The organism is Catellatospora coxensis (assembly GCF_016862635.1).
Lineage (GTDB): Bacteria > Actinomycetota > Actinomycetes > Mycobacteriales > Micromonosporaceae > Catellatospora > Catellatospora coxensis.
Window position 1 is genome coordinate 52,360 of the sequence record NZ_BONI01000046.1, and the last position, 23,508, is coordinate 75,867.

The 23,508-nt window shown below is 72.4% G+C and carries 21 protein-coding genes; 14 read left to right on the forward strand and 7 right to left on the reverse strand.

All coding sequences use genetic code 11. The annotated features are described in order from the left end of the window. Positions 1-193 precede the first annotated feature (193 nt). Positions 194-712 (forward strand): hypothetical protein, encoded by a 519-nt coding sequence (locus Cco03nite_RS25215; protein ID WP_203694675.1) that lies wholly within the window; start codon positions 194-196, stop codon positions 710-712. A gap of 228 nt (positions 713-940) precedes the next feature. Here the strand turns inward: Cco03nite_RS25215 and Cco03nite_RS25220 are convergent, their stop codons facing one another. Then, on the reverse strand, positions 941-2,044 hold the full coding sequence (locus Cco03nite_RS25220) for an LOG family protein (protein WP_203694676.1): 1,104 nt from the start codon (positions 2,042-2,044) through the stop codon (positions 941-943). A 75-nt stretch (positions 2,045-2,119) separates the two neighbouring features. On the opposite strand from Cco03nite_RS25220, the gene Cco03nite_RS25225 reads away from it, so the two are divergent. Then, on the forward strand, positions 2,120-2,527 hold the full coding sequence (locus Cco03nite_RS25225) for a DUF3151 domain-containing protein (RefSeq protein ID WP_203694699.1): 408 nt from the start codon (positions 2,120-2,122) through the stop codon (positions 2,525-2,527). Positions 2,528-2,578: 51 nt separating this feature from the next. On the opposite strand, the gene Cco03nite_RS42520 is transcribed toward Cco03nite_RS25225, so the two are convergent. Further along, positions 2,579-4,339, reverse strand: a complete 1,761-nt coding sequence (locus Cco03nite_RS42520) for a MinD/ParA family ATP-binding protein (protein WP_239167644.1) — start codon at positions 4,337-4,339, stop codon at positions 2,579-2,581. A 78-nt stretch (positions 4,340-4,417) separates the two neighbouring features. Further along, the gene (locus tag Cco03nite_RS25235) at positions 4,418-5,365 is read right to left on the reverse strand and encodes a diacylglycerol kinase family protein (RefSeq protein ID WP_203694700.1); all 948 of its coding nucleotides are present in this window, start codon (positions 5,363-5,365) and stop codon (positions 4,418-4,420) included. 166 nt (positions 5,366-5,531) lie between these two features. Between Cco03nite_RS25235 and Cco03nite_RS25240 the strand changes: the two genes are divergently transcribed. From Cco03nite_RS25240 to purD, 3 genes are all read left to right on the forward strand, one after another. Continuing rightward, on the forward strand, positions 5,532-6,824 hold the full coding sequence (locus Cco03nite_RS25240; RefSeq protein ID WP_203694677.1) for an adenylosuccinate synthase: 1,293 nt from the start codon (positions 5,532-5,534) through the stop codon (positions 6,822-6,824). 171 nt (positions 6,825-6,995) lie between these two features. Next, complete coding sequence (locus Cco03nite_RS25245; protein ID WP_239167645.1) at positions 6,996-7,958, forward strand: type IV toxin-antitoxin system AbiEi family antitoxin domain-containing protein; 963 nt, start codon at positions 6,996-6,998, stop codon at positions 7,956-7,958. 56 nt (positions 7,959-8,014) lie between these two features. Continuing rightward, positions 8,015-9,262: a phosphoribosylamine--glycine ligase gene (gene purD, locus Cco03nite_RS25250; protein ID WP_203694678.1), complete on the forward strand. Its 1,248-nt coding sequence runs from the start codon at positions 8,015-8,017 to the stop codon at positions 9,260-9,262. A gap of 126 nt (positions 9,263-9,388) precedes the next feature. On the opposite strand, the gene Cco03nite_RS25255 is transcribed toward purD, so the two are convergent. The 3 genes from Cco03nite_RS25255 to Cco03nite_RS25265 form a co-directional block, all read right to left on the reverse strand. Beyond that, positions 9,389-10,954 (reverse strand): AMP-binding protein, encoded by a 1,566-nt coding sequence (locus Cco03nite_RS25255; RefSeq protein WP_203694679.1) that lies wholly within the window; start codon positions 10,952-10,954, stop codon positions 9,389-9,391. Positions 10,955-11,067: 113 nt separating this feature from the next. Beyond that, complete coding sequence (locus Cco03nite_RS25260; protein ID WP_203694680.1) at positions 11,068-12,279, reverse strand: acyl-CoA dehydrogenase family protein; 1,212 nt, start codon at positions 12,277-12,279, stop codon at positions 11,068-11,070. Between the two features lie 51 nt (positions 12,280-12,330). Continuing rightward, positions 12,331-12,783, reverse strand: coding sequence for an SCP2 sterol-binding domain-containing protein (locus tag Cco03nite_RS25265; RefSeq protein ID WP_203694681.1), 453 nt, complete (start codon positions 12,781-12,783; stop codon positions 12,331-12,333). Positions 12,784-12,952: 169 nt separating this feature from the next. Between Cco03nite_RS25265 and Cco03nite_RS25270 the strand changes: the two genes are divergently transcribed. Then, the gene (locus Cco03nite_RS25270) at positions 12,953-13,534 is read left to right on the forward strand and encodes a TetR/AcrR family transcriptional regulator (RefSeq protein ID WP_203694702.1); all 582 of its coding nucleotides are present in this window, start codon (positions 12,953-12,955) and stop codon (positions 13,532-13,534) included. 141 nt (positions 13,535-13,675) lie between these two features. On the opposite strand, the gene Cco03nite_RS25275 is transcribed toward Cco03nite_RS25270, so the two are convergent. After that, the gene (locus Cco03nite_RS25275) at positions 13,676-14,254 is read right to left on the reverse strand and encodes a hypothetical protein (protein ID WP_203694682.1); all 579 of its coding nucleotides are present in this window, start codon (positions 14,252-14,254) and stop codon (positions 13,676-13,678) included. 144 nt (positions 14,255-14,398) lie between these two features. On the opposite strand from Cco03nite_RS25275, the gene Cco03nite_RS25280 reads away from it, so the two are divergent. The 8 genes from Cco03nite_RS25280 to Cco03nite_RS25315 all read left to right on the forward strand — a co-directional run bounded on the left by Cco03nite_RS25280 (position 14,399) and on the right by Cco03nite_RS25315 (position 23,445). Then, the gene (locus tag Cco03nite_RS25280) at positions 14,399-15,814 is read left to right on the forward strand and encodes an efflux RND transporter periplasmic adaptor subunit (protein WP_203694683.1); all 1,416 of its coding nucleotides are present in this window, start codon (positions 14,399-14,401) and stop codon (positions 15,812-15,814) included. Positions 15,815-16,008: 194 nt separating this feature from the next. Continuing rightward, entirely contained in the window at positions 16,009-16,746 is a 738-nt protein-coding gene (locus tag Cco03nite_RS25285; protein ID WP_239167646.1) for a response regulator transcription factor, read from the forward strand. After that, positions 16,743-18,410: a sensor histidine kinase gene (locus Cco03nite_RS25290; RefSeq protein WP_239167647.1), complete on the forward strand. Its 1,668-nt coding sequence runs from the start codon at positions 16,743-16,745 to the stop codon at positions 18,408-18,410. The genes Cco03nite_RS25285 and Cco03nite_RS25290 overlap by 4 nt, the downstream gene beginning before the upstream one ends. 99 nt (positions 18,411-18,509) lie before the next feature. Next, a complete protein-coding gene (locus Cco03nite_RS25295) occupies positions 18,510-19,721 on the forward strand; it encodes a Fic family protein (RefSeq protein WP_203694684.1) in 1,212 nt (403 codons plus the stop codon). A 66-nt stretch (positions 19,722-19,787) separates the two neighbouring features. Continuing rightward, complete coding sequence (locus tag Cco03nite_RS25300) at positions 19,788-20,960, forward strand: efflux RND transporter periplasmic adaptor subunit (protein WP_203694685.1); 1,173 nt, start codon at positions 19,788-19,790, stop codon at positions 20,958-20,960. After that, on the forward strand, positions 20,957-21,691 hold the full coding sequence (locus tag Cco03nite_RS25305) for an ABC transporter ATP-binding protein (protein ID WP_203694686.1): 735 nt from the start codon (positions 20,957-20,959) through the stop codon (positions 21,689-21,691). Before Cco03nite_RS25300 ends, Cco03nite_RS25305 begins: the two co-directional genes overlap by 4 nt. Continuing rightward, positions 21,688-22,890 carry an ABC transporter permease gene (locus Cco03nite_RS25310; protein ID WP_203694687.1) on the forward strand — a complete coding sequence of 401 codons (1,203 nt, stop codon included), beginning with the start codon at positions 21,688-21,690 and terminating at the stop codon, positions 22,888-22,890. The genes Cco03nite_RS25305 and Cco03nite_RS25310 overlap by 4 nt, the downstream gene beginning before the upstream one ends. Positions 22,891-22,905: 15 nt before the next feature. After that, positions 22,906-23,445, forward strand: a complete 540-nt coding sequence (locus Cco03nite_RS25315) for a hypothetical protein (RefSeq protein WP_203694688.1) — start codon at positions 22,906-22,908, stop codon at positions 23,443-23,445. The last annotated feature ends 63 nt before the right edge of the window (positions 23,446-23,508 follow it).

Here is a 23,508-nt window from a genome sequence, read left to right on the forward strand (position 1 = left end):
GGGCCGTCACGGTCCGCGGGCTGGTGGCAAGATCGCCGAATGCGGTCATGATCTGCGGTTCGACCCCAGATCATGACCGCATTTCGCGATCACGGCGTGTTTCTTTGCGCGCGTGTCGCCCCGCGTCCCCGCCTTAGCTGACGGGAATCGGTACGATCGTCCGAATCCGCGTCTCAGGGCAGGAGGTCCGCACGTGCTGGGCATCGACGGGTACGACCCGGTCTGGCACCACGATGCCGGTGCGCTGGCGGCGGCGCACCGCAACCGCTTCGCCCGCGTCATCGGACAGCCGCTCGTCGGCTCCTGGCTGGTGTGGGACCTGGACGCCGAGGCCTGGTTCACCGGCGGCCCCGTGGTGTTCGGCTTCCCCGACGCCAACATCGAGATCACGCACCGCAAGTTCGACGAGTGCGCGATCAGCTGGGACACCATCGACCTGCAGGCCCAGCTCGACTGGCCCGGCCTGCGCCTGGACTGGTGGGCCGACACCCACCCCGCGATCCTCTCGGCCCGGGGCCGCCCGCTGACCCGGGTCAACGTCATCGAACGGATCAGCCCCACCGCCTGGCGCCCGCATGTGCTGCACGCGCTGGAGTTCTTCTTCGGCGACCTGCGCGTCGCCCTGTTCAACGCGATGGACGAGAACGGCCTCACCGGCGAACCCGAGGTCAACCTCCCGGTCGGCTTCTGGCGCCGCATCCCGGTCGCATAGCGACCAGGGATCGGCGGTACGGCCATGATCGTCGGACTTGCCTGGCAAGTGGGCGAATGACGGCCCAAGATGCGCACGTCTGCCCCGCAAGTCCGACGATCATGGGCGCGGATCCGGTCCGCCGCCCGCACATGCACGGCCTCCGGCCGACGTTCTCCCTGGCCGGCGCGGTGGCGCGTTAAGAAGGGCACCTTCCACCACGTATAGCGATGTGAAGGTGCCCTTCCTTCACTGGCAGAGGATGGCGAGGGCTTCGTCGACGTCGTCGGTGACGTGGACCAGGTCGGCCAGGGCGGCGCCGTTGAGCAGGGTGCGGAGCAGGGCGGTGACGGGGAGTTCCTCGGTCCAGAAGTGGTGGCCGAGGAAGACGAAGGGGCCGCTCTCGCCGTCGGTGGCGTAGTAGGTCTTGGTCGCGGCCTGGAAGACCTCCTGGACGGTGCCCGCTCGGCCCGGGGCGAAGACGATGCCGCCGCGGGCCGCTTTCAGGATCACATCCTCGCGGATCGCGTTCGAGAAGTACTTCGCGATCTGGCCGGCGAAGACGTTCGCGGGTTCGTGGCCGTAGAGCCAGGTCGGCACGGACAGGCCGCCCGCCCACGGGTCCAGGGTCGGGAACTCGGCCAGCACATGCAGGGCGACCTTGGTGTACGGGTCGTGGGCGTGGAAGTCCGGTTCCGCGGCCAGCCGGCCGATCGCCTCGTCCAGCGCCGCGACCGGGTGGGCGGCCAGGTAGGAGCCCAGGTTCGCGGCCTCCATGACGCCCGGACCGCCGCCGGTCAGCACCAGCCTGCCGTGGCCGGCCAGCGCGTGGCCGATCGCCGCCGCCATGCGGTACGCGCCGCTGCCGCGCACCTCCGCGTGGCCGCCCATGATGCCGATGCGCCGCCGGGGCGAGATGGCGGCCAGGGCGTCATGCAGGGCGTTGTCGATGCCGTGGTCGTGCAGACGCTGCGCGAGCGCCTCGCGGACCCCCGCGTTCGGGCCGCCCTCGGCGACGAAATGCTCGTACACCCGGGTGTCGTACATGCCGGCGAAGCCGTTCTCGGCGAACCCCGCGGTCAGGTCGGCAGCCGTGTAGAGGCGTGCGGGGTGCGTCGGGTAGGGCACCCAGTCCGCCACCGGCACCACGTGCGCGCCGCGGCGTACCAGCGCGGCCTCCGCGGCCAGGCTCGGGAACGTGCAGCCGATGAAGACCGCGTCCTTGACCTTGATCCGGGACAGGTCGGCGCCGATCGTGAGCCCCTGCACGGTGAGCCCGGCCAGGCTCTTCTCGGCGAGCCGCTCGGACAGCTCTTCCAGGGACTCGATCTCCAGCGGGGTAGCAGCAGACATCAGGCGAGTATGCCCGTGACGAAACCCTCAGCGCAGCGCGGGGACTTCGGCACCCCCACCGGGTTGAATGTCCGTATGCAGAACCTGATGCCCGAACCTCCTGCCACGCTGCTGCCCGCCGACGAGCCGGCCGCCGCCGCGCTGGCCGCCGCGTCGGACCCGACCTCCGTCGCCGCGGCGCACCCCACCTACAGCGCCGCGTGGGCCGCGCTGGCCCAGGTCGCGCTGACCGCGGGGCAGCCTGTTCCGGCGTACGCGTTCGCCCGCACCGGTTACCACCGCGGCCTGGACCAGCTGCGCCGTGCGGGCTGGAAGGGCCACGGCCCGGTGCCCTGGTCGCACGAGCCCAACCAGGGCTTCCTGCGCTGCCTGCACGCGCTCTCGGTGGCGGCCGCGGAGATCGGCGAGGCCGACGAGGCGGCGCGCTGCGCCCAGTTCCTGCGCGACTGCGACCCGGCCGCGTTCGACGCGCTGAACTCCTGACGGGCACGACCGGACCCGCCCGCCACCTGAGCGGAGGCGGGCGGGTTCCGGTCAGAGGCCCTCGGCGACGGAGGCGGCGATGCGCAGCCAGGCGTCCTGGGACTCGTCGGTGAGGCGGCCGTAGTCGATCGGTTCGCCGGAGTCGAGCATGCGCTCGTACGGCGCGATCAGCACGGCCCGGGTGCGCGCGGCGAAGTGCCGTTCGATGGCGGGGATGTCCAGCTCGCGGCGGCTCGGCGGCAGGGAGACGATGGTGACGGCCTGCCGGACCAGGCGGCTGCGGCCGGTCTGCTCCAGGTGGTCGAGCATCCGGGCGGCCGTCTCCGCCGAGTCGTTGCGGGCCGACATGGTGACCACGAGCTGGTCGGTCGCGTCGATGGCGGCCTGCCAGTTCTCGGCCCGCACGTTGTTGCCGGTGTCCACCATGATCAGCTTGTAGAAGCGGCTGACCACCTCGCGGATCTCGGCGAAGGCGTGCGCGGTGAGCATCTCGCCCGCGGTCGCGGACTCGTCCGAGGCGAGCACCTCGAACATGCCGTCGCCCTGCGAGCGCACGTACTGCGACAGGTCGCCGACGCGGCTCTGCGAGCCCTGGAACTGGTGCAGGTCACGCATCAGGTCGCGCACCGTACGCGAGTGGAAGTCCTGCTGGGAGCGCATGCCCAGGGTGCCCTGGGTCTCGTTGTTGTCCCAGGCCAGCACGTACCCGCCGCGCTTGCGGCCGAACGTCATCGCCAGCAGCAGCACGGCCACCGTCTTGCCCGCGCCGCCCTTGGGGTTGACCACGGTGATCTGCCGCAGCCCGCCGAAGTTGCGCCGGACCAGGTCGGTGGCCCGGCGGATCTCCTGCTCGCGCTGGCCCGGGCTCAGGTTGAGCAGCCCGAACGTCGTCTTGCGCAGCGCCGCCTGGATGCCCATGTGGGCGACCGGGTCGGCGGGACGGGTCGCGCGGCGGCGCGCGAACTCCTCGGCCGTGGGCAGGTAGACCTCGCCTCCGCCGGCCGGGCCGGGCTGCTGCGGCCCGCCGAACTGCGGCGGCGTCGGGGCGGCCGTGGTGGGCAGCGGCGGGATGCTCGGCTGGGCCGATACGGGCCATACGCCAGGCGCGGTCTGCGGCGGCGGCACCGCCGTGACGGCCGGACGTTGCGGCGGCACGGCGGCGGTCGCGGTGTACGGAGTGGCCGGGCCCGGCTCGGCGGCCGGCGGGACCGGCGCCGCCGCGCGGGGCTCAGCCGGCGGAACCGGCACGGCGGCCCGCGCCTCGGCGGGCGGCAACGGCACGGCTGCCCGAGCCTGAGACGTGGGTGCGGTTGCGCGGTTCTCCACCGGAGCTGCCGCGCGGGCCTCGGCCGCCGGGGTGCGGTAGGGCACGCGCGGGTCGGCTGGTCCGGCTTGCGGGGGCGTCGGAGCTGCCGGGGACACCTGGGCGGTCGGCGGGGCGGCGACGGGCGGGGGCGGCACCGGCGCGGCCGCCTGCTGCGGGGGCAGCGGGATGGGCGCGCTGTGCGGCTGGACCGGCACGGCGGTCGGCGGCAGCGGCACCGCGGCGCGCTCGCGCTGGGGCAGGGGCGGCAGCGGCACCTGCACGGTCCGGGTCAGGTCGGCGGCACCGGCCACCTGCTGCGGCGCGGGGATCGGGATGCCCGCCTGCGGGGCGGGCACCGCCATGGGCACGCCGGCCGAGGGCCCGCCGGACACCGGATCAGGGCGCGGCACCGCGGCGGACGCCCGGGCGGGCTGGCCGCGCGTGATCTGCTTGCTGTCCTCAGCGGGGCCGCTGATCTCGTCCGGCGGCCACTCCCATTCCGTCATCGCCATCTCCCCAGTGCCGTCTGCCCCTGCAGCCTAGTCAGTGCGCACACCCCGCAGCAGGGTCCGTGTTCCCACCTCTCAGCGGGTATAGACGGCCCACGCCGCGGGCTCCACCCACCAGGAGCGCTTGCGGGTCAGCCCGCCGGATACCCCGTCGTCGGCGAACGGAACCTCGGTGTCGCGCGGGGTCACCGAGACCGCCCGGCCGCGCGCCCGCCGCACCTCGATGCGCAGCCGTGGCGTACCGAACAGCGGTTTGTGCCGCACCGGCACCGCCACCGCGACGTCGATCACCCCGTCGGCCGGGTCGGCGGTGGTCAGCAGCGGCAGCCCGTCCAGCAGCGTCGCCCCGGAGGCGTTCGCGACGGCGACCGCGAGCAGCGGCTCCGCGCCGTCGGTCAGCACCGCGTCGTCGACCTCCACCCGGCCCGCCCACTGCACGGGCTGGCCGTCCTCGGTGCTGCCGGCCAGCAGTACGCCGTCGAGCGTCACCGAGCCGCCGTCGTGGCGCAGCAGGTCCAGCCGGCGCGACCGGTCGCCGAGCACCGCCGCGGCCACCTCGGCCGGCTCCCGGGGCAGGCCCAGCTGCGCGGCGAGGTCCGCCGCGGCCGCGTCGATGGGCAGCACCGCGACCGCGGGAAGATCCGGCACGGTACGCCCTGCGGGCAGGTCGGCGGGCCGCTTCGAGGGGGCCGGGGCATACCGGCGGACCAGGCGGCGCAGCACGTGGCGCAGCTGCCCGTCGTCGGTGACCGCGATCACCAGCCGGGTGCCGCCGTCGGCGTCCGGCCAGGTCAGGCCGTCCTCGCGGGCCGGCCCGTCGAGCCGGGCCAGCACCTGGTCGATCTCCGCGTCGGAGCAGGCCACCACGGTCTCCACCCGGGCCCCGGCGGAGCGCAGCGCGTCCGCGCAGTGCAGCACCGGCACCCGGGGCCGCGGCGCGCCGCTGTGACCCTCGCCATGCCCGGCGCCGTCGCCGGTGCCGCAGCCGCCGGAGCCGCAGCAGCCGCCCTCCGGCTCGGCCATGCTCAGCAGCACCACGTCAGCTGTGCCTCTGTCTGCGCGCACGCGAGTAGTCCTCTCGGGTTCCGGCATTGCCCGGGCATGCGTGCCCGATCAAGCTGTTAGCCTGGCACCCCGGGGTCACCACAGCCGTGGGCGGCCCGCGGCTCGCCTAGGAGGCGAAGGAAAGATGCCAGCGATCGTGCTTCTCGGCGCCCAGTGGGGCGACGAGGGCAAAGGCAAGGTTACCGACCTGCTCGGATCACGAGTGGACTACGTCGTCCGCTTCTCCGGGGGCAACAACGCCGGCCATACCGTGGTCACTCCGGACGGCCAGAAGTTCGCCCTCCACCTGATGCCGAGCGGCGCGCTGCACCCCAACGCGGAGATCGTGCTCGGCAACGGCGTCGTGATCGATCCGAAGGTGCTGCTGGCCGAGATCGACGGCCTCGCCGAGCGCGGCGTGGACGTCTCCCGCCTGCTCATCTCCGCAGACGCGCACCTGGTCATGCCGCACCACCGGGCGCTGGACCGGGTCGTCGAGCGTTACCTGGGCACCGCCCGCATCGGCACCACCGGCCGCGGCATCGGCCCCGCGTACGGCGACAAGGTCGCCCGCATGGGCATCCGGGTGCAGGACCTGCTCGACCCGGGCATCCTCCGGCAGAAGCTGGAGCTGGTGCTGCGGGAGAAGAACCAGATCCTGTTCAAGGTTTACAACCGCAAGGGCTTCGACGTCGATGCCGTGGTCGAGGAGTACCTCACCTACGCCGAGCGGCTCAACCCGTTCATCGCCGACACCCGCCTGATCCTGAACAAGGCGCTGGAAGAGGGCAAGACCGTGTTCATGGAGGGCGCGCAGGCCACCCTGCTCGACCTCGACCACGGCACGTACCCGTTCGTCACCTCGTCGAACCCGACCGCGGGCGGCGCCTGCGTGGGCGCGGGCATCGCGCCGACCCGGATCAGCTCCGTGATCGGCGTCATCAAGGCGTACACCACGCGCGTCGGGGCGGGCCCGTTCCCGACCGAGCTGCACGACGACATGGGCGAGCACCTGCGCAAGACCGGCGGCGAGTACGGCACCACCACCGGCCGCCCGCGCCGCTGCGGCTGGTTCGACGCCGTCATCGCCCGGTACGCCGTACGCGTCAACGGCATCACCGACCTGGTCGTCACCAAGCTCGACATCCTGTCCGGCCTGGAGCAGGTCCCCGTCTGCGTCGGCTACGAGGTCGACGGCGTGCACCTCGACGAGATGCCGATGACCCAGACCGCCTTCCACCACGCCAAGCCGGTCTACGAGTACCTCCCGGGCTGGTTCGAGGACATCTCCAAGGCCCGCGACTTCGCCGACCTCCCCCTCAACGCCCAGCGCTACATCCAGCGCCTCGAAGAACTCTCCGGCACCCGCATCTCCATGATCGGCGTAGGCCCCGGCCGCGACGAAAACGTAGTCCGCCACGACATGCTGTCCGCCTGACCGCGCTGCTGCCGCCTAACCGCGTTGATCATGAACTTATGGCACGGCTCGTCGGTGTGTCGCTGCCATAAGTTCATGATCGATCGGGGTGGCGTTCTGGTTGTCCACAGGGGTTGTCCACAGGGGTTGTGAGCTGGGCTCGAGCGGCTCAGGCTGGCCGATGTGCTTGCTGTGCAACGAATTGCGGAGCGGCAGGACGGCCTGATCACCGCGGGCCAGTGCCGCGACCTGGAGTTATCCACCGCCTCGGTCAAGAACTTCCTCCGTCGAGGGGTATGGCGCGCGCTGAGCCGCGGCGTCTACCTGGTCGACGCCGACCTGCGCGGCAGCTCGCCGGAATCGCCGAAGGCGCTGGTCCGGGCCGCGGTGCTGACCGGCGGCCCGAATGCCGTCGCGGTGCTGGAGAGCGCGGCGGTCGTGCACGGGCTGCACGGCCTGCGGCCGCAGACGCGGCTGCACGTCAGCCTGCCGGGCAAGCTGGCGGTGCCCCGCCGGCTGACCGACCTGACGGTGGTGCCGCATCAACTGACCCTGGGCCCGGAAGACGTCACCGTGGTGGACGGGATCAGGGTGACGACGGTCCGGCGTACCGTCGCAGATCTGCTCTTGAGGCTCGACCGCCTGGCCGCGGTCTCCGTCCTGGACTCGGCGCTGCACCTGGGTCTGCTGGCCGAGGACGAGCTCGCGGAACTGCCCGCGCTGATGTTCGGCCGGCGTGGTGTGGCCGTGGCGCGGAACTGGATCGAGCAGGCGGACGGCCGGGCGGAGTCGCCGCTGGAGACGCGAGCCCGCCTGCGCTGCGCGGACGCGGGCATCCCGCCCGACGACCTGCAGGCGTCGATCGTCGGCGGTGACGGGCGGGTGCTCGCCCGGGTGGACCTGCTGTGGCGCGCGGCCCGGCTGGTCGGCGAGGCGGACGGCGGCGAGGTGCACGACCGTCCCGAGGCGGTGTACCGCGACCGGCAGCGCCAGAACGACCTCGTCAACGCGGGCTACCGGGTTGTCCGCTTCACCTGGTCCGACACCCTGGACGCCGAAGCCATCCCGCGTATCGTCCGCCGTGCCCTGGCCCGCATCCCGCAGCCCGCCGTGCCGGGGGACTCCGCGGAGTCGATCAGGAAGCTGTGGACATGAATCGCCGTCGACCCGTGCCATAAGTTCATGATCAACTCGGAGGGTAGGGTGGGGGTGTGCGGGTACTGGTGGTTGGTGGTGGGGGGCGGGAGCACGCCCTGGTGTTGGGCTTGGGGCGGGATCCGGGGGTCAGCGCTGTCATCGTGGCGCCGGGGAGTCCGGGGATCGCGGAGGTGGCGACGGAGCTGCGGGAGGTGGACATCCTGTCGCCGGAGGCCGTGGCCGGGCTCGCCGTCGAGGTCGAGGCCGATCTTGTCGTGGTGGGGCCGGAGGCTCCGCTGGTGGCGGGGGTCGCCGACGCGGTCCGGGCGAAGGGCATTCCGGTCTTCGGGCCCTCCGGCAGCGCGGCGCGGCTGGAGGGGTCGAAGGACTTCGCCAAGCAGGTCATGACCGCGGCCAAGGTGCCGACCGCGCGGGCGTTCACCTGCACCACGGCCGAGGAGGCGGCGCGGGCGCTGGACGCGTTCGGCGCGCCGTACGTGGTGAAGAACGACGGGCTCGCCGCGGGCAAGGGTGTCGTCGTCACCGACGACCGGGACGCCGCGCTGGCCCACGCCGCCGAGTGCGGGCGCGTGGTCATCGAGGAGTACCTCGACGGGCCCGAGGTGTCCCTGTTCGTGGTGACCGACGGCGTGACCGCGGTGCCGCTGCTGCCCGCGCAGGACTTCAAGCGCATCTTCGACGGCGACGCCGGGCCGAACACCGGCGGCATGGGGGCGTACGCGCCGCTGCCGTGGGCCCCGCCGAACCTGGTCGAGCACGTCATGGCGACCGTGGCCCACCCGACGCTGCAGCAGATGCGCGAGGCGGGCACCCCGTTCTCCGGCCTGCTCTACATCGGCCTGGCGATCACCGAGGGCGGGCCGAAGGTGATCGAGTTCAACGCGCGTTTCGGCGACCCGGAGACGCAGTCGGTGCTGGCGCTGCTGGACACCCCGCTGGGCGGCCTGCTGTACGCGGCGGCCACCGGCGAGCTGGCCGGCCACCCCGAGCTGCAGTGGAAGGACGCCTTCTCGGTGACCGTGGTGCTGGCCAGCGCCGGGTATCCGGCGAGCGCGCGTACCGGGGACGAGATCACCGGCGCGGACGGGCTCATCCACGCAGGCACCAAGCGCGGCGCCGACGGGGTGCTGCGCTCGGCCGGCGGCCGGGTGCTGTGCGCGACGGCGACGGGTCACGACCTGCACGCGGCGCGGGCGGCGGCGTACGAGCTGGTGTCGCACGTGGAGCTGGCCGGCGGCCAGTACCGCACCGACATCGCGCTGGCGGCCGAGGAGGGCCGCGTCGTCTCCCCCTGGCGCTGACGCCGCGCTCGCGCTCCAGCGTTCCGGAGCTGAACAGCCGTCCTTGAGCTGCACAAACGAAGATCGACTGTTAAGAAGGGCACCTTCTACAACGCGGAGCGTTGTGAAGGTGCCCTTCCTTTGTCCTTACAGGTTGCGGAGGAGGCGGGGGATGACTTTGCCGGTGGCGGTGCGGGGGAGTTCGGGGACGAAGTGGACGTCGCGGGGGACGCTGAAGCGGGCCAGGTAGTGGCGGACGTACTCGCGGACCTCGTCCCGGTCGAGGTGCTGGCCGGGGTGCAGGACCAGGTACGCGGCCAGGCGGTGGCCGTACTCGGGGTCGGGGACGCCGATCACGGCCGCCTCGCGGACCTGCGGGAGCTCGGTGAGCAGTTCCTCGACGGGGCGGGGGAAGACGTTCTCGCCACCGGAGACGACCATGTCGTCGGCGCGGCCGTCCACGTACAGCAGGCCGTCGGCGTCCAGGTGGCCCAGGTCGCCGGTGCCGAGCATGCCGTCGGGGCGGTCGCCGGGCGGCGGGGGCACGCCGGGGCCCCGGGTGTATCCCTCGAACAGCATCTCGTTGCCGACGTGGATCTCGCCGATCCGGCCGCGGGGCACGGGCAGGCCGGTCGGGTCGAGGATCGCGATCCGGGTGCCGTGTGGCGGGCGGCCCGCGGTGCCGGGGTCGCGGCGCAGGTCGTCGGGGGTGGCGATGGACGCCCAGGAGGCCTCGGTGGAGCCGTACAGGTTGTAGAGGCAGTCGCCCCAGGTGTCCATGAACCGGGTGGCCAGCCCCCCGGGCAGGGCTGATCCGCTGACCGCGACGATGCGCGGCGGCCTGGCGGGCACGGCCCCGGCCTCGACCAGCCGCTGCAGCATCACCGGCACCGCGAACAGGGCGGTGCACCCGTGCACGTCGACGGCGTGCGCGGTGGCGACGGGGTCGAAGCGCCGCTGCAGCACGACGGTGGCGCGCATGGCCAGGGAGAGCTGCAGGGCGGCGTACCCCCAGGTGTGGAACAGGGGCGCGGAGATCAGGATGCGCTCGCCGACCTTCAGCGGGATGCGGTCGATGATGGAGACCAGCGGGCCGAAGCCGGGCGGGGTGGGCCGGCGGGCACCCTTGGGCGCCCCGGTGGTGCCGGAGGTGAGCACGATGGTGCGGCCGGCCCGGCTGATGTCGGACCAGCGGCCCTGCGGCGGGGTCTCGGCGATCAGCGAGTCGACGCGTGCCTCGTCGAGCCGCTCGCACGGCGCGGCCGCGGCGACCGGCGCGAACTCGCGGTCGTGGATGAGCAGGCGCAGCTGCTGCTGCTCGGCCACCGCGGTGAGCTGCGGCGCCGACAGCGCGGTGTTGACCAGGACGGCGTCCGCCCCGAGCAGCGAGCACGCGACCAGGGCCTCGATCAGCCCGGCGTGGTTGCGGCACATCAGCCCGACGCGTACGCCGGGAGCCACGCCCCGGGTGCCGCCGAGTGCGACGGCCAGGCGCTGGGAGCGGTGCAGGAGCTGGCGGTAGGTGATCGCCCCGCGGTGCTCGTCGATGACGGCGGGCCGGTGCGGGTCGCGGGCCTCGGCGGCGCGCAGCTCGCCGGCGAGCGTGAAGCCCCACCGGCGCAGCGTGTTGAGCTGGTCGGCGACGCGGGTCGGGCTGCCGGGGCTGAGCAGCCCGCGGCGGGCCAGGGTACGGACAATGAAGAGCAGGTCCACGACGGTGAGGCCTCTCGTTCGATCGCCAGGATTACCCGGATATTACTGAGCGGTAACTAAAAAGTGAAGACGGCGGCCCGCCGAAACGGACCGCCGTCTATGTGTGTGGGGTATCAGCGCAGCGAGGCCCCGGTGATGGCGCGGGCGATCACCAGCCGCTGGATCTCGCTCGTGCCCTCGAAGATCGTGTAGATCTTGGCGTCCCGGTACCACCGCTCCACCGGGTGCTCGCGCAGGTAGCCCGCGCCGCCCAGGATCTGCAGCGCCTTCTCGGTCACCGACACCGCGACCTCGCCGGCCTTCAGCTTGGACATCGAGCCCTCGCCCGCCGTGAACGGCCGGTTGTTGCGGCCCATCCAGGCGGCCCGGTACACCAGCAGCCGCGCGGCGTCGATCTCCATGCGCATGTCGGCCAGCGCGAACGCGACCGCCTGGTTCTCCACGATCGGCCGGCCGAACTGCACCCGCGTCTTCGCGTACTCCAGCGCGTACTCGTACGCCGCCCGCGCGATGCCCAGCGCCTGCGCGCCGACCGCGGGCCGGGACAGCTCGAACGTACGCATCGAGGCCTGCCCCGACGAGCGCTGCCCCGACCGGGCCCGCGCCAGCCGCTCGTCGAGCCGGTCCTTGCCGCCGAGCACGCAGTTGCCGGGCACCCGGACCTCGTCGAGGAAGACGTCGGCCGTGTGCGAGGCGCGGATGCCGAGCTTGCGCAGCTTGCGGGCCGTGTGCAGGCCCTTGCTGCCGGGCGGCACGATGAAACCGGCCTGCCCGCGCGAGCCGAGTTCCGGGTCGACGACGGCGGTGACCACGTGCACGTTGGCGATGCCGCCGTTGGTGGCGTACGCCTTCTGTCCGGTCAGCACCCACTCGTCAGTGGCCTGGTCGTACACGGCGCGGGTGCGCATCGCGCCCACGTCGGAGCCGGCCTCGGGCTCGGTCGAGCAGAACGCGGCGACCTTCGGGTCCTCCTTGGTGCCGAAGCACTGCGGCACCCACTCGGCCATCTGCTCGGGGGTGCCGGAGCCGAAGATCCCGGCGACCGCCAGCGAGGTGCCCATGATGGCCAGCCCGATGCCCGCGTCACCCCAGAACAGCTCCTCGCTGGCGATGCACATGGACAGGCCGCTCGGGTCCGCCCAGAGGTTCGCGAGGAACTCGAAGTCGTACAGGCCGATCTTGGCGGCCTCGGCGATGACGGGCCAGGGAGTCTCCTCCCGCTCGTCCCACTCTGCGGCGGCCGGGCGCACGACCTGCTCGGCGAAGCCGTGCACCCAGTCCCGCAGATCCCGCTGCTCCTCGTTCAGATCAAGCGAGAATTCCACGTGTTATGCCCCCTGCTCCGGGGCGGACCACCTGAGGGGGGTGGTCATGGATCAGGCCTTGGGGATGTTGAAGAGGTTGGCGATGTTGGCGGCCAGGGCCAGGTCGCCCTTGGCCTTCAGCTTGCCGCTCATGAACATCATGACGGGGTTGCCGTTGCCGGAGACGAGCTTGAGGAAGTCGGCCGGGCCGACCGTCACGGCGAGCTTCGGCTCGTGGGACGGGGTCTCCGAAAGCGCGCAGGCGCCGTTGGCGATGACCAGCTCGTAGGTGTCCGAGCCACCGCCGGGCGCGCCCGTGATGATCCAGTGGATGACTGCCTCGGTGTTGCCCGCGCGCTCGGGGCGGAACAGGCCGGGCATCCGGCGGAAGATCTCGTCCAGCACCTTCGTCCGCAGGTCGCCGCCGAGCACCTCGTTCAGCTGTGCGTCGGAGGCGTTCTTGACCAGCGAGGCGAACTGCGCCGGGTCGAGCGAGCTGAAGTCGGACAGGTTGAACTCGGCCATGATGTCCTCCATAACCATTGAAACTTACTCGTGCGTAACCTTACGACGGAGTAGGTAGGCTGGCAAGGTGCAGAACAGCCCTCTTCCCTCAGGTGACGACGCGCCGGCCGCGGCCCGTCCCGCGGACGCGCCCCGCGGCCGGGTGCCGCGCGCGGAGCGTGAGCAGCAGATGCTCGACGCCGCCGTGCTGGTGTTCTCCCGCCGGGGCTTCCACCACGCCAACATGGACGAGATCGCCGAGCTGTCCGGCGTGTCCAAGCCCATGGTGTACGCCTACCTGGGCACCAAGGAGGAACTGTTCATCGCCTGCCTGCGCCGCGAATCGGCGCGCCTGGTCGCGGGCCTGGCCGCCGCGGCCGATCCCACCCTCCCTCCGGACCAGCAACTGTGGCGGGGGCTCAAAGGTTTCTTCGAGTTCGTCGGCGCGCACCGCGACGGCTGGTCGGTGCTCTACCGGCAGGCCCGCACCCAGCAGCCGTTCTCGGTCGAGGTCGCGGCGATGCGGGAGGCCGTGGTCGAGGTGATCACCGACCGGCTCGACGGCGCGCTGCGCCTGGAGGGGCGGCAGGTCAAACCCGACGACCTCACCGCGATGGCCCTGACGCTGGTCGGCGCGAGCGAGTCGCTCGCCGACTGGCTCGCCGACCACCCCGACGAAGACCCCGGGCGTACGGCGACGCGCCTGATGAACGCCGTCTGGCTCGGCGCGGACCAGCTCATGCGCGGGGTGTCCTGGCGGCCGCCGGCCTGACCGGCAGCGGGCACACGAGAAGGGCGCTCACCGCGGTGAGCGCCCTTCGTCTTCGGGGAGCCGGTCCGGCGGTGCCGCACGGGGGGACGGCACCGCCCGGACCGGCTCCGGTCCACCAGCCCGGCGGGCTGGGAGATGCGGTCAGCTCGCCGCCGGGCTAGGCGCGGTGGTGGGGCGAAGCACGGCACAGGCCTGCATCGCCGCCGCCACCTTCGGATCGGCGGTCGCGAGCTGCTGCCCGGGTGTGAACTCCACACCGCGTTCAGCGAGGCAGTTGCGGTACGCCGCGTTGGCCCCGTTGTCGCCCCGGTTGCCACCGAAGCCTCCACCGGGTCCGCCGCTGGGGCGTACCGCTGCGCAAGCCTGCTGTGCCTGCTGCCACTTCTCGGCGTCCACGCCGTCCGGTGCCCGCATACCCCCGCCGGGTCCGCCGAAACCTCCCGGCTGCCCGCTGGGCCGTACGGTCGGCCGGGCGGACGCCATGCCCGACGGCCGGGCGGTCGGCGCGCCGGACGGTCTGCCCTGGCCCTGCCCCTGGCCGAAGCCTTCCGGCAGGGTGATCCCCTGCTCCTTCAAGCAGGCGGTGTACGCGGCGAAGCCGCTCGTCCCGTCCCCGGAGCCGGTCTGATCGGTGGTGTCGTCGCCGGAACCGCAGGCCGCGGCGAGGCCGAGCACGGCGATCGCGACGGCAGCGGTGAGGGCGGCGCGGGTCTGTCTCATCGGCGTCTTCACCCGGGCGAGCCTGCGCGCCGCGGCTCAGGGCACGCTCGACCGAAGCTCAGGATGGGCTGGGAGTGGCGGCTTTGAGGTGGCTCCGAGGTGAGCTGAAGCGATCACCGAGCGGCGGCCGCGAGACTCCCGGCCATGACGTTCGTGGTGCGCGGAAAGCGCCGCCGGTGGGTGGCCGCGGGTGCGGCGGTGCTGGTCGCCGCCGTGGTGGTGACGGTGGTCGCGGTGCAGGGCGGTGACCCGGCCCCGGCGGCCGCGGCGACGGTGGCGGTGCAGCGGGGCGAGGTGACCTCGTCGGTCGCCGCGTCCGGCAAGGTGTCCCCGGTCGCCAGCCGCGAGCTGGCCTTCTCCGTCGCCGGCACGCTCACCTCGGTGCTGGTGAAACCCGGTGACGAGGTGGCGGCCGGGCAGGACCTGGCCACGATCGACGACGCCGACGCCCGCGAGGCCCGCGACGACGCCGCCAACGCGCTGACCGAGGCCGAGCAGGCGCTGACCGACGCCAAGGCCGCCGCCGACAGCGACGACACCTCGACCGGCTGCACGTCGGCTCGCGGCGCGGCGTACGGCGGCTCTACCGACAGCTCGGTCACCGCCGTGACGGCGGTGCTGCTCGCAGCCCCGGCTGGTGCCACGGCGACCGCCACCGCTCCGTCGACATCCGGATCCGCGCCGACCACCCCGACCGCCGTATCCCTCGCGGGCAGGTCGACCACCAGCCCGTCGGTCAGCGCGAGCGCGGTCAGCGCGTCGACCACGGCCACGGCCGCGCCGTCACCTTCGCCGTCGAGCAGCCCATCGGCGTCTGCCTCCCCCAAGCCCACCGCCACGCCGTCCCGCACACCCGCGCCGAGCACCGGCTCCGGCAGTTGCTCGTCCGGCGGCTCGTCGAACGGCGGCTCCTCGAACGGCGCCGGCGGCGCGACCGGCGGGCGCGGCAGCGGCGGGGATGCGATCTACTCCGCGCAGGTCGCGGTGAACAAGGCCGAGGCCGAACTGACCAAGGCCGAGCGCGACCTGGCCGGCACCACCATCACGGCCCCCGTCGCGGCGAAGGTGCTCAGCGTCGGCGGCAAGGCCGGCGACCCGGTGAGCACCGGGACCTTCATCACGCTCGGCGTCGTCGCCACGATGATGGTCGAGGCCGAGTTCGCCGAGGCCGACGCGGTGAGCCTGGCGGTCGGCCAGCCGGCCACGGTGACCCTGGCCAACCGCCCCGACGAGACCCTTCCCGCGACCATCGCCCAGGTCGCCGCCACCGGTACGGCCAGCGGCACCCTGGTCCGCTACCACGTGCTGCTGGCGTTCGACGGCGCTCCCGAAGGCCTGCTCATCGGGCAGAGCGCCACCGCGGGCGTGGTGCTCGCCCGAGCCGAGGGCCTGCTGCTGCCGCAATCCGCGGTCCGGGTCACCGGCGACGCCACCGGCGAAGTGAAACTGCCCGACGGCACAGCCCGCACGATCGGCATCGGCCTCCGCGGCGACGGCAACGTCGAGATCACATCCGGCCTCACCGAAGGCGACACGGTACGCCTCAACGCCCGCTCCTGACCCCTCCTCGACGATCTTGCGTGAACTGTGGGTACGACTCGCCTGAACCGGTCATATGGGCAACAGTTCGCGCAAGATCAAGTAGATCTTGACGGGACGGCGTTCACCGGGTTCCGACGTCGCTCCCAGGGTTCTCCGAGGTAAGACGGATACAACCGGCTCACAGGCGGTGTCGAGGTGACAGGGAGCTGACGGTGACGCAGCAGCAGGAGCGGGCACGGACCAGGGTGCTGGTCGTCGACGACGAGGCCAACATCTGCGCGCTGCTGTCGGCCACGCTGCGCCTGGTCGAGTTCGACGTACGGGTCGCGCACACCGGCCGGGACGCGCTCATCGCGGCCGAGGAGTTCCAGCCCGACCTGGTCGTGCTCGACGTGATGCTGCCCGACCTGGATGGCTTCGAGGTCGCCCGGCAGCTGCGCGCCGACGGTCGCGGGCCGGACAACGCCCTGGTGCCGGTGCTGTTCCTGACCGCCCGGCACTCCGTGGAGGATCGCATCTCCGGGCTGACCGTCGGCGCGGACGACTACGTCACGAAGCCGTTCAGCCTGGAGGAGGTCGTGCTGCGCATCCGGGCCATCCTGCGGCGCAGCCGCCCCGGCGGCGAGCAGGCTGACAGCGGCGTGCTCCGCTACGCCGACCTGGAGCTGCACGAGGACGCGCACGAGGTGCGCCGCGGCGGCAAGCTGATCGACCTGTCCCCGACCGAGTTCAACCTGCTGCGCTACCTGCTGGTCAACGCCGGCCGAGTGGTCTCCAAGGCGCAGATCCTGGACCGGGTGTGGAGCTACGACTTCGGCGGCGACGGCCGCATCGTCGAGTCGTACGTCTACTACCTGCGCAAGAAGGTGGACAAGTGGGACCCGCCGCTGATCCACACCGTGCGCGGTGTCGGGTACGCGCTGCGGCTGCCCCGGGGTGGCCAGGAATGATCGGCCCACCGTGGCGGCGGTGGACTCTGCGTACCCGGATGGTGGTCGCGGTGGTGGCGCTCGCCGGGGTGGCCCTGCTCGTCACCGACTTCGTCGCCGCCACGACCCTGCGCCACTACCTGGCCCAGCAGCTCGACGAGGACGTGCGCCGCCTGCCGATCGCGTGGGGCCAGGGGCGGGGCAATCCCTGGGGTACAACGCCCGGCCAGCAGCCCGGCCGTCCCGCCGCCACGCCCGCGCCGCAGCCGAGCCCGTCGAGCAGTGCGAGCCCGTCCACGCAGACGCCGACCTCGGCCGAGGTCGGCTGCGAGACGCCCGAGACGGCCGCCGGCCGCGGGGTGCCGCCGGTCGGTGACGACGCCGCGGGCCTGCTGTACAGCGCCGACGGCCGGCTGGTGCGCTGTGCCACCAACGGGATCGCGCTGGCCGACCTCCCCGTGCTGACGCTCGCGCAGCTCGAAGCCAACGCCGGACCCGCGGTGGGCCGGGAGCCGGGCAAGCCGTTCCCGGTCGAGAACACGAAGCCGCCGTTCACCGCCGAGAATTCGTCGGGGCAGAAGTTCCGGGTCGTGGTGAACCGCACGTTCGACGGGGAGTTCCGGGTCGGCGCGATCTCGTTCGACCGGGTCGACGCCACCGCGAACCTGATGCTGCTCATCGGGCTGGGCGTGGGGGCGCTGGTGCTGCTGGTGCTGGGCTTCGCGGCGTACAGCGTGGTCCGGATCGGGCTGCGGCCGCTGACCAACATGGAACACGCCGCGGCGCAGATCGCCGGCGGCGACCTGACCGCCCGCGTGCCCGACCCCGACCCGCACACCGAACCCGGCCGCCTCGGCCTGGCGCTGAACACCATGCTGTCGCGCATCGAGGCGGCGGTGACCGCGCGGGCCGCCTCCGAGCAGCGGCTGCGGCAGTTCCTCGCCGACGCCTCGCACGAGCTGCGCACCCCGCTCACCTCCATCCGCGGCTTCGCCGAGCTGTACCGCCGCGGCGGCGCGCCGCCCGGACCCGAGCTGGACGAGACCATGTCCCGGATCGAGCAGGAGGCCGCCCGGATGGGCCTGCTCGTCGAGGACCTGCTCCTGCTGGCCGCGCTGGACGAGGAGCGCCCACTGCAGCGGTCCCGGGTCGACCTGCTGGCGGTCGCGGCCGACACGGTCCGCGACGCGCACGTGCGCACCCCGGGCCGCAACGTGGAGCTCGCCGGGTTCGAGCCGGTCAGCGTGCTGGGCGACGAGCACCGGCTGCGCCAGGTGGTGACGAACCTGGTGGCGAACGCGCTCCAGCACACCTCGCCCGACTCCCGGGTCACCCTGCGGGTGAGCCATCGCGGTGGTGAGCCCGCCGACGAGGTGTTCGAGCTGCCGGTGGCCCGCGACAGCGGCCCGGTGGTCGCCGCGGTCGGTGCGGAGCTGGACCCGGACCTGCCGGTCGCCGTGATCGAGGTCGAGGACACCGGGCCCGGGGTGCCGCCCGAGCACGCCGCCCGCATCTTCGAGCGCCTCTACCGCGCCGACCCGCACCGGGCCCGCAGCCACGGCGGCGCGGGCCTGGGCCTGGCCATCGTCTCCGCGATCGTGAAAGCCCACGGCGGCCGCATCGAGCTGGCCACCTCACCCGGCGTGGGTTCGACCTTCCGGGTGCTGCTTCCGCTTGCTACTTAACGCACATCACCATGCTCGTTTGATACCTTCAAGCCTTCTGGGTATCAAACGGGCACCTCCTTGATACCAAACCGCCTTGTACGTATCAAAGGAGCGGTGATGTTGCGAGAGCAGTTCCTCTCGGCCCAGTGGCCACACGTGATCCGGGCGGAACGGAACTACCTGGCCTTCCTGCCGCCGGACCTGCCACCGCAGCTCGATCTCGGTGGCAGCCTGCTGAGCCGCCTGTCTGCGGCAGACCGAGCCGTGGGCGAACTGGCCGGTGTTGCCCGCACTCTGCCCGGCCCGGAGTTGCTGGCAGCCTCCTTGATCAGGCATGAGGCGGTGTTGTCGAGCCAGATCGAGGGCACCCGGGCCACCATGTTCGACCTGGCCCTGTTCGAAGCCGAGCCCTCCGCGGCCGAGGCGGCGGACACCAGCGAGGTCTTCAATTATGTGCTCGCCACCGAGCAACTGCTGGACCCGGACCGGCGGTTGCCGCTGAGCCTGCCGCTGCTTCTGGAGGCACACCGGACGCTCCTCGCGGGGGTACGCGGCGGGCATGCCACGCCGGGCGAGTTCCGGCGTAGCCAGAACTGGATCGGTCCGCCAGGGTGCACCCTCAACGACGCGACCTACGTTCCACCGCCACCCGAGCGGCTCTGGGAATGCCTCGACCCGCTGGAGAGGTATCTGCACGCCGATCGTGAGCTGCCGCCGTTGCTCGCGATCGGATGCCTGCACTACCAGTTCGAGGCGATCCACCCGTTCCTCGACGGCAACGGCCGGGTCGGGCGGTTGTTGATCACCTTGCTCCTGGTGGAGTGGGGCCTGCTGCCCGGTGCCGTGCTCGACCTGTCCGCCTATATCGAGCCTCGGCGCGACGAGTACTACGCGAGGCTGCTCGCCGTCTCCACGCACGGCGACTGGGGCGGCTGGCTGCGCTTCTTCCTGGAGGGTGTGACGCAGCAGGCGCAGGACGCGGTGAGCAGGGCGCGGGCGTTGTCCGAACTGCGGGCCGACTATCGGGGACGCGTGACCACGGCACGCGCTTCCGCCCTGCTGCCGCGCTTGGTCGACGCTCTCTTCGAGCGGCAGTCGCTGACCATCCCGCGAGCGCAGGAGCTGCTCGGTGTCAGCGCACGATCGGCTGCGCTGGCCGTGGACCGGCTCGTCGAGGTCGGGATTCTCCATGAACTGCGCCGGGGCCGTCGGCGGTACTTCCTCGCGAACGAGATCATCGACGTCGCGAGTGGGCGGGGCGTCGACCGGTGGCGGATGTCGCGCGAATCGCCGCACGGTCAGCGGACGTTGCCTGGTTTCGACAGCTGAGAGCTCCAAGCTCATTCCGAGGTTGGCCGGAGGTCGCGTCGAGGGCGGGTCGCGACGATGCGTGCCATGCGATTGCGGCGAGCCATCCCGCTCGGGCGGACCACACTGCTCAACAGCGCCCTCGGGCTGCTGCTGGTCGGTGGCGGCACCTGGGCGTACTTCATGATCAGCGGAGACGCGGCGCCGGCCGAGGCGAACACGACGCGCACGGTGGCGGTGGCCCAGGGCACGGTGACCGCGACGGTCACCGCCGACGGGTCGATCGAGTCGGCGAACCTGATGTCGGCCGACTTCACCACCGGCGGCACCGTGACCGCCATCAAGGTGAAGGTGGGCGACCGGGTCGCCAAGGGCGCGGTGCTGGCCACGGTCGACGCGACCGAGGTCAAGGAGAGCCGCCAGACCGCCGCGCGCAACCTCGACGCGGCCCGCGACGCGCTGGACCGGGCCGAGGACGGTGGCGACGACAGCAGCATCGCCAACGCCGAGAACCAGGTGGACCAGGCGGAGTCGGCGCTGGCCGCGGCGCAGCGCGCGGTCGACGGCACGGTGCTCAAGGCCCCGATGGCCGGGACCGTGGTGGCGATCAGCGGCGCGGTCGGCGGCTCCTCGGGCGGCTCTTCCGGCGGTGGCGGCAACGGCTCGTCGTCGTCCTCGTCGTCGGGCGGGTCCGGGTTCGTGCAGCTGGCCGACCTGACGAAGCTGCAGGTCACAGCGGGGGTCGCCGAGGCGGACGCGACCCGGCTCAAGGTCGGGCAGTCGGCCACGGTCACCTGGAACGCGCTGACCGGGGCCACCGCGACCGGCAAGGTCTCGGCGATCTCGCCGACCGCGTCCAGCGGGAACACGGTGACGTACCCGATCGAGGTGCTGCTGGACAGCATCCCGGAGGGCACCCGGCTCGGGCAGACGGTGAGCCTGTCGGTGACCGTGGACGAGGCGGCCGACGCGATCTACGTGCCCGCCGCGGCGGTGCGTACGGCCGGCGGCCGGACCACGGTGACCGTGGTGAAGGACGGCGTGCAGGAGACCCGGTCCGTCGAGATCGGGCTCAAGGGCGACGCGTACACGGTGATCGTGTCCGGGGTGAGCGTGGGCGAGCAGGTCGTGCTGGCCACCGTGACCAGCGGCACCGGTAACCAGCAGCAGTTCCCCGGCGGCGGGCCGGGCGGCTTCACCGGCGGCGGCTTCGGTGGCAACACCGGCAACCGGCCGGGCGCGGGCGGTGGTGGGCGATGACGGCCCCCGGCCGCGAGCAGCGGCCCGTGCTGGAGGTCGTCGACCTGGTCAAGACGTACGGCGAGGGCGAGACGGCGGTGCACGCCCTGGCCGGGGTCTCGCTGACCGTCGCGCCCGGCGACTACGTGGCCATCATGGGCTCGTCCGGCTCCGGCAAGTCCACCCTGATGAACATCCTCGGCTGCCTGGACGTGCCCACCTCGGGCACGTACCGGCTGGACGGGGTCGACGTCAGCGAGCTGAACGAGTCTCAGCTGGCCCTGGTGCGCAACCGGCGGATCGGCTTCGTGTTCCAGTCGTTCAACCTGATCGCCCGGACCAGCGCCCTGGCCAACGTGGAGCTGCCGCTCGCGTACGCCGGAATCAAACCGGCGGTGCGCCGCGAGCGGGCGCTCGCCGCGCTGGACATGGTGGGCCTGGCCAACCGGGCCGACCATGACCCGAACCAGCTCTCCGGCGGCCAGCAGCAGCGCGTCGCCGTGGCCCGCGCGCTGGTCAGCCAGCCGGCGCTGCTGCTGGCCGACGAGCCGACCGGCAACCTGGACAGCCGCTCCACCAAGGACGTGCTGAGCATCCTGGACGGGCTGAACGCGCAGGGCCGCACCATCGTGCTGATCACGCACGAGGACGAGGTCGCCGCCCACGCCCACCGCACCATCCGCCTCGTCGACGGCCTGATCGTCTCCGACGTCCGCCGCCGCGACATCGCGCCCGTGGAGGTCCCGGCATGAGCGTTTTCGAGATCTTCGGGTTCGCGTTGCGCGGGGTGGCCGCGAACAAGCTGCGGTCGGGGCTGACCGTGCTGGGCATCCTGATCGGTGTCGCGGCGGTGATCCTGCTGGTCGCGGTCGGCAACGGGTCGGCCAAGCAGGTCGAGGACAGCCTCGCCGCGCTCGGCACGAACACGCTGACCGTGCAGGGCGGGCGGGGCGGCGACACCGGTTACCGCACCGACCTGACCCTCGACATCGTCAAAGCGCTGCAGGACAGGGAGTCCGCGCCCGACGTCAAGAGCGTCTCGCCGGTGGTGAGCAGCTCGCAGACGCTGACCTTCGGCGACGCGTCGTACGACGTCAACTCGGTGATCGGCACGTACCCGTCGTACTTCTCCGCGTCGAACAGCGTGGTCGCGAGCGGGTCAGGGTTCACCGAGGAGGACGTCGACCAGGCCGCGCGGGTCGTGGTGCTCGGACCGACCACCGCCGAGGAGCTGTTCGGCACCGTGGACCCGGTCGGGCAGCGCATCGGCATCGCCGGGCAGATCTACTCGGTGATCGGGGTGCTCGCGAAGAAGGGCTCGACCGGGTTCAACGACCCCGACGACGTGGCGATCGCGCCGCTGCCCGCGGTGCAGCGCTCGCTCACCGGGTACGGCCCCGTCTCGTCGATCACGGTCGAGGCGGTGAACGCGGACGCCGTGGCCGCGGCGAAGGCCGAGATCACCGCGATCCTCAACGCGAAGATGCACGTCGCGGACGGCGCGAGCAGCACGCCGTACCAGATCAGGGATGCCTCTCAGCTGCTGGAGACCCGCACCGCGACGGCGGAGACGTTCACCGTGCTGCTGGGTGCGGTCGCCGGGATCTCGCTGGTCGTGGGCGGCATCGGCATCACCAACATCATGATGGTCTCGGTGACCGAGCGGACCCGGGAGATCGGCATCCGCAAGGCGCTGGGCGCGCCGCGCCGGGTCATCCTCACCCAGTTCCTGATCGAGGCGACGCTGCTCAGCCTCGCCGGCGGCGGGTTAGGGGTCGCGGCCGCGCTGATCGGCGCGAACTTCGAGATCGTCGGCATCAAACCGGTGGTCATGCCCGACTCGGTCGTCCTGGCGCTCGGCGTCTGCGTGGCGATCGGCCTGTTCTTCGGCAGCTACCCGGCCAGCCGGGCGGCCGGCCTGCGCCCCATCGACGCCCTGCGGTACGAGTAAGGAGCCCTGATCTTCATGAAGCACGCGATCCGTACCCGGGAGTCGGACACCGACGCCCTCCCGGATGCGCCGATGGACGACCTGGTGGCGGGCCTGGCGAAGGCCAAACGCGGCCCGTGGCTGACCCGCAGCACCGGTGCCCTGCTCGGGCTGGTGCTGACCTGCGGCGGTTTCCTCGCCGGCATCCAGGTCCAGCAGAACTTCGGCACGTCCGGCACCGCAGCCACGCCCGGCGGGGCCACCGGCGCCCGGCCGAACGGCTTCCGCGTCGGCAACAACCAGGGCGGCTTCGGCGGCCAGCAGGGCGCGCAGCCGGGGGCCCAGCAGGCGGCCGCCACCCCGATCACCGGAAAGATCAAGCTCGTCGACGGCACCACCGTCTACCTGGAGACCTCCGACGGCCGCCTGCTGACCATCAAGACCGCCGACACCACCACCGTCCAGACCACCGACAAGATCGCCCTCAAGGACCTGGCCGCCGGCACCGAGATCACCGTCCAGGGCACCACCACCGACACCACCGTCACCGCCACCACCATCACCGCGACCAAGTAACCCCGCAGTTCGCAACTCTTAAAGAGTCGCGGCGTCAACGCGCCCCGAATGCCGCGACTCTGT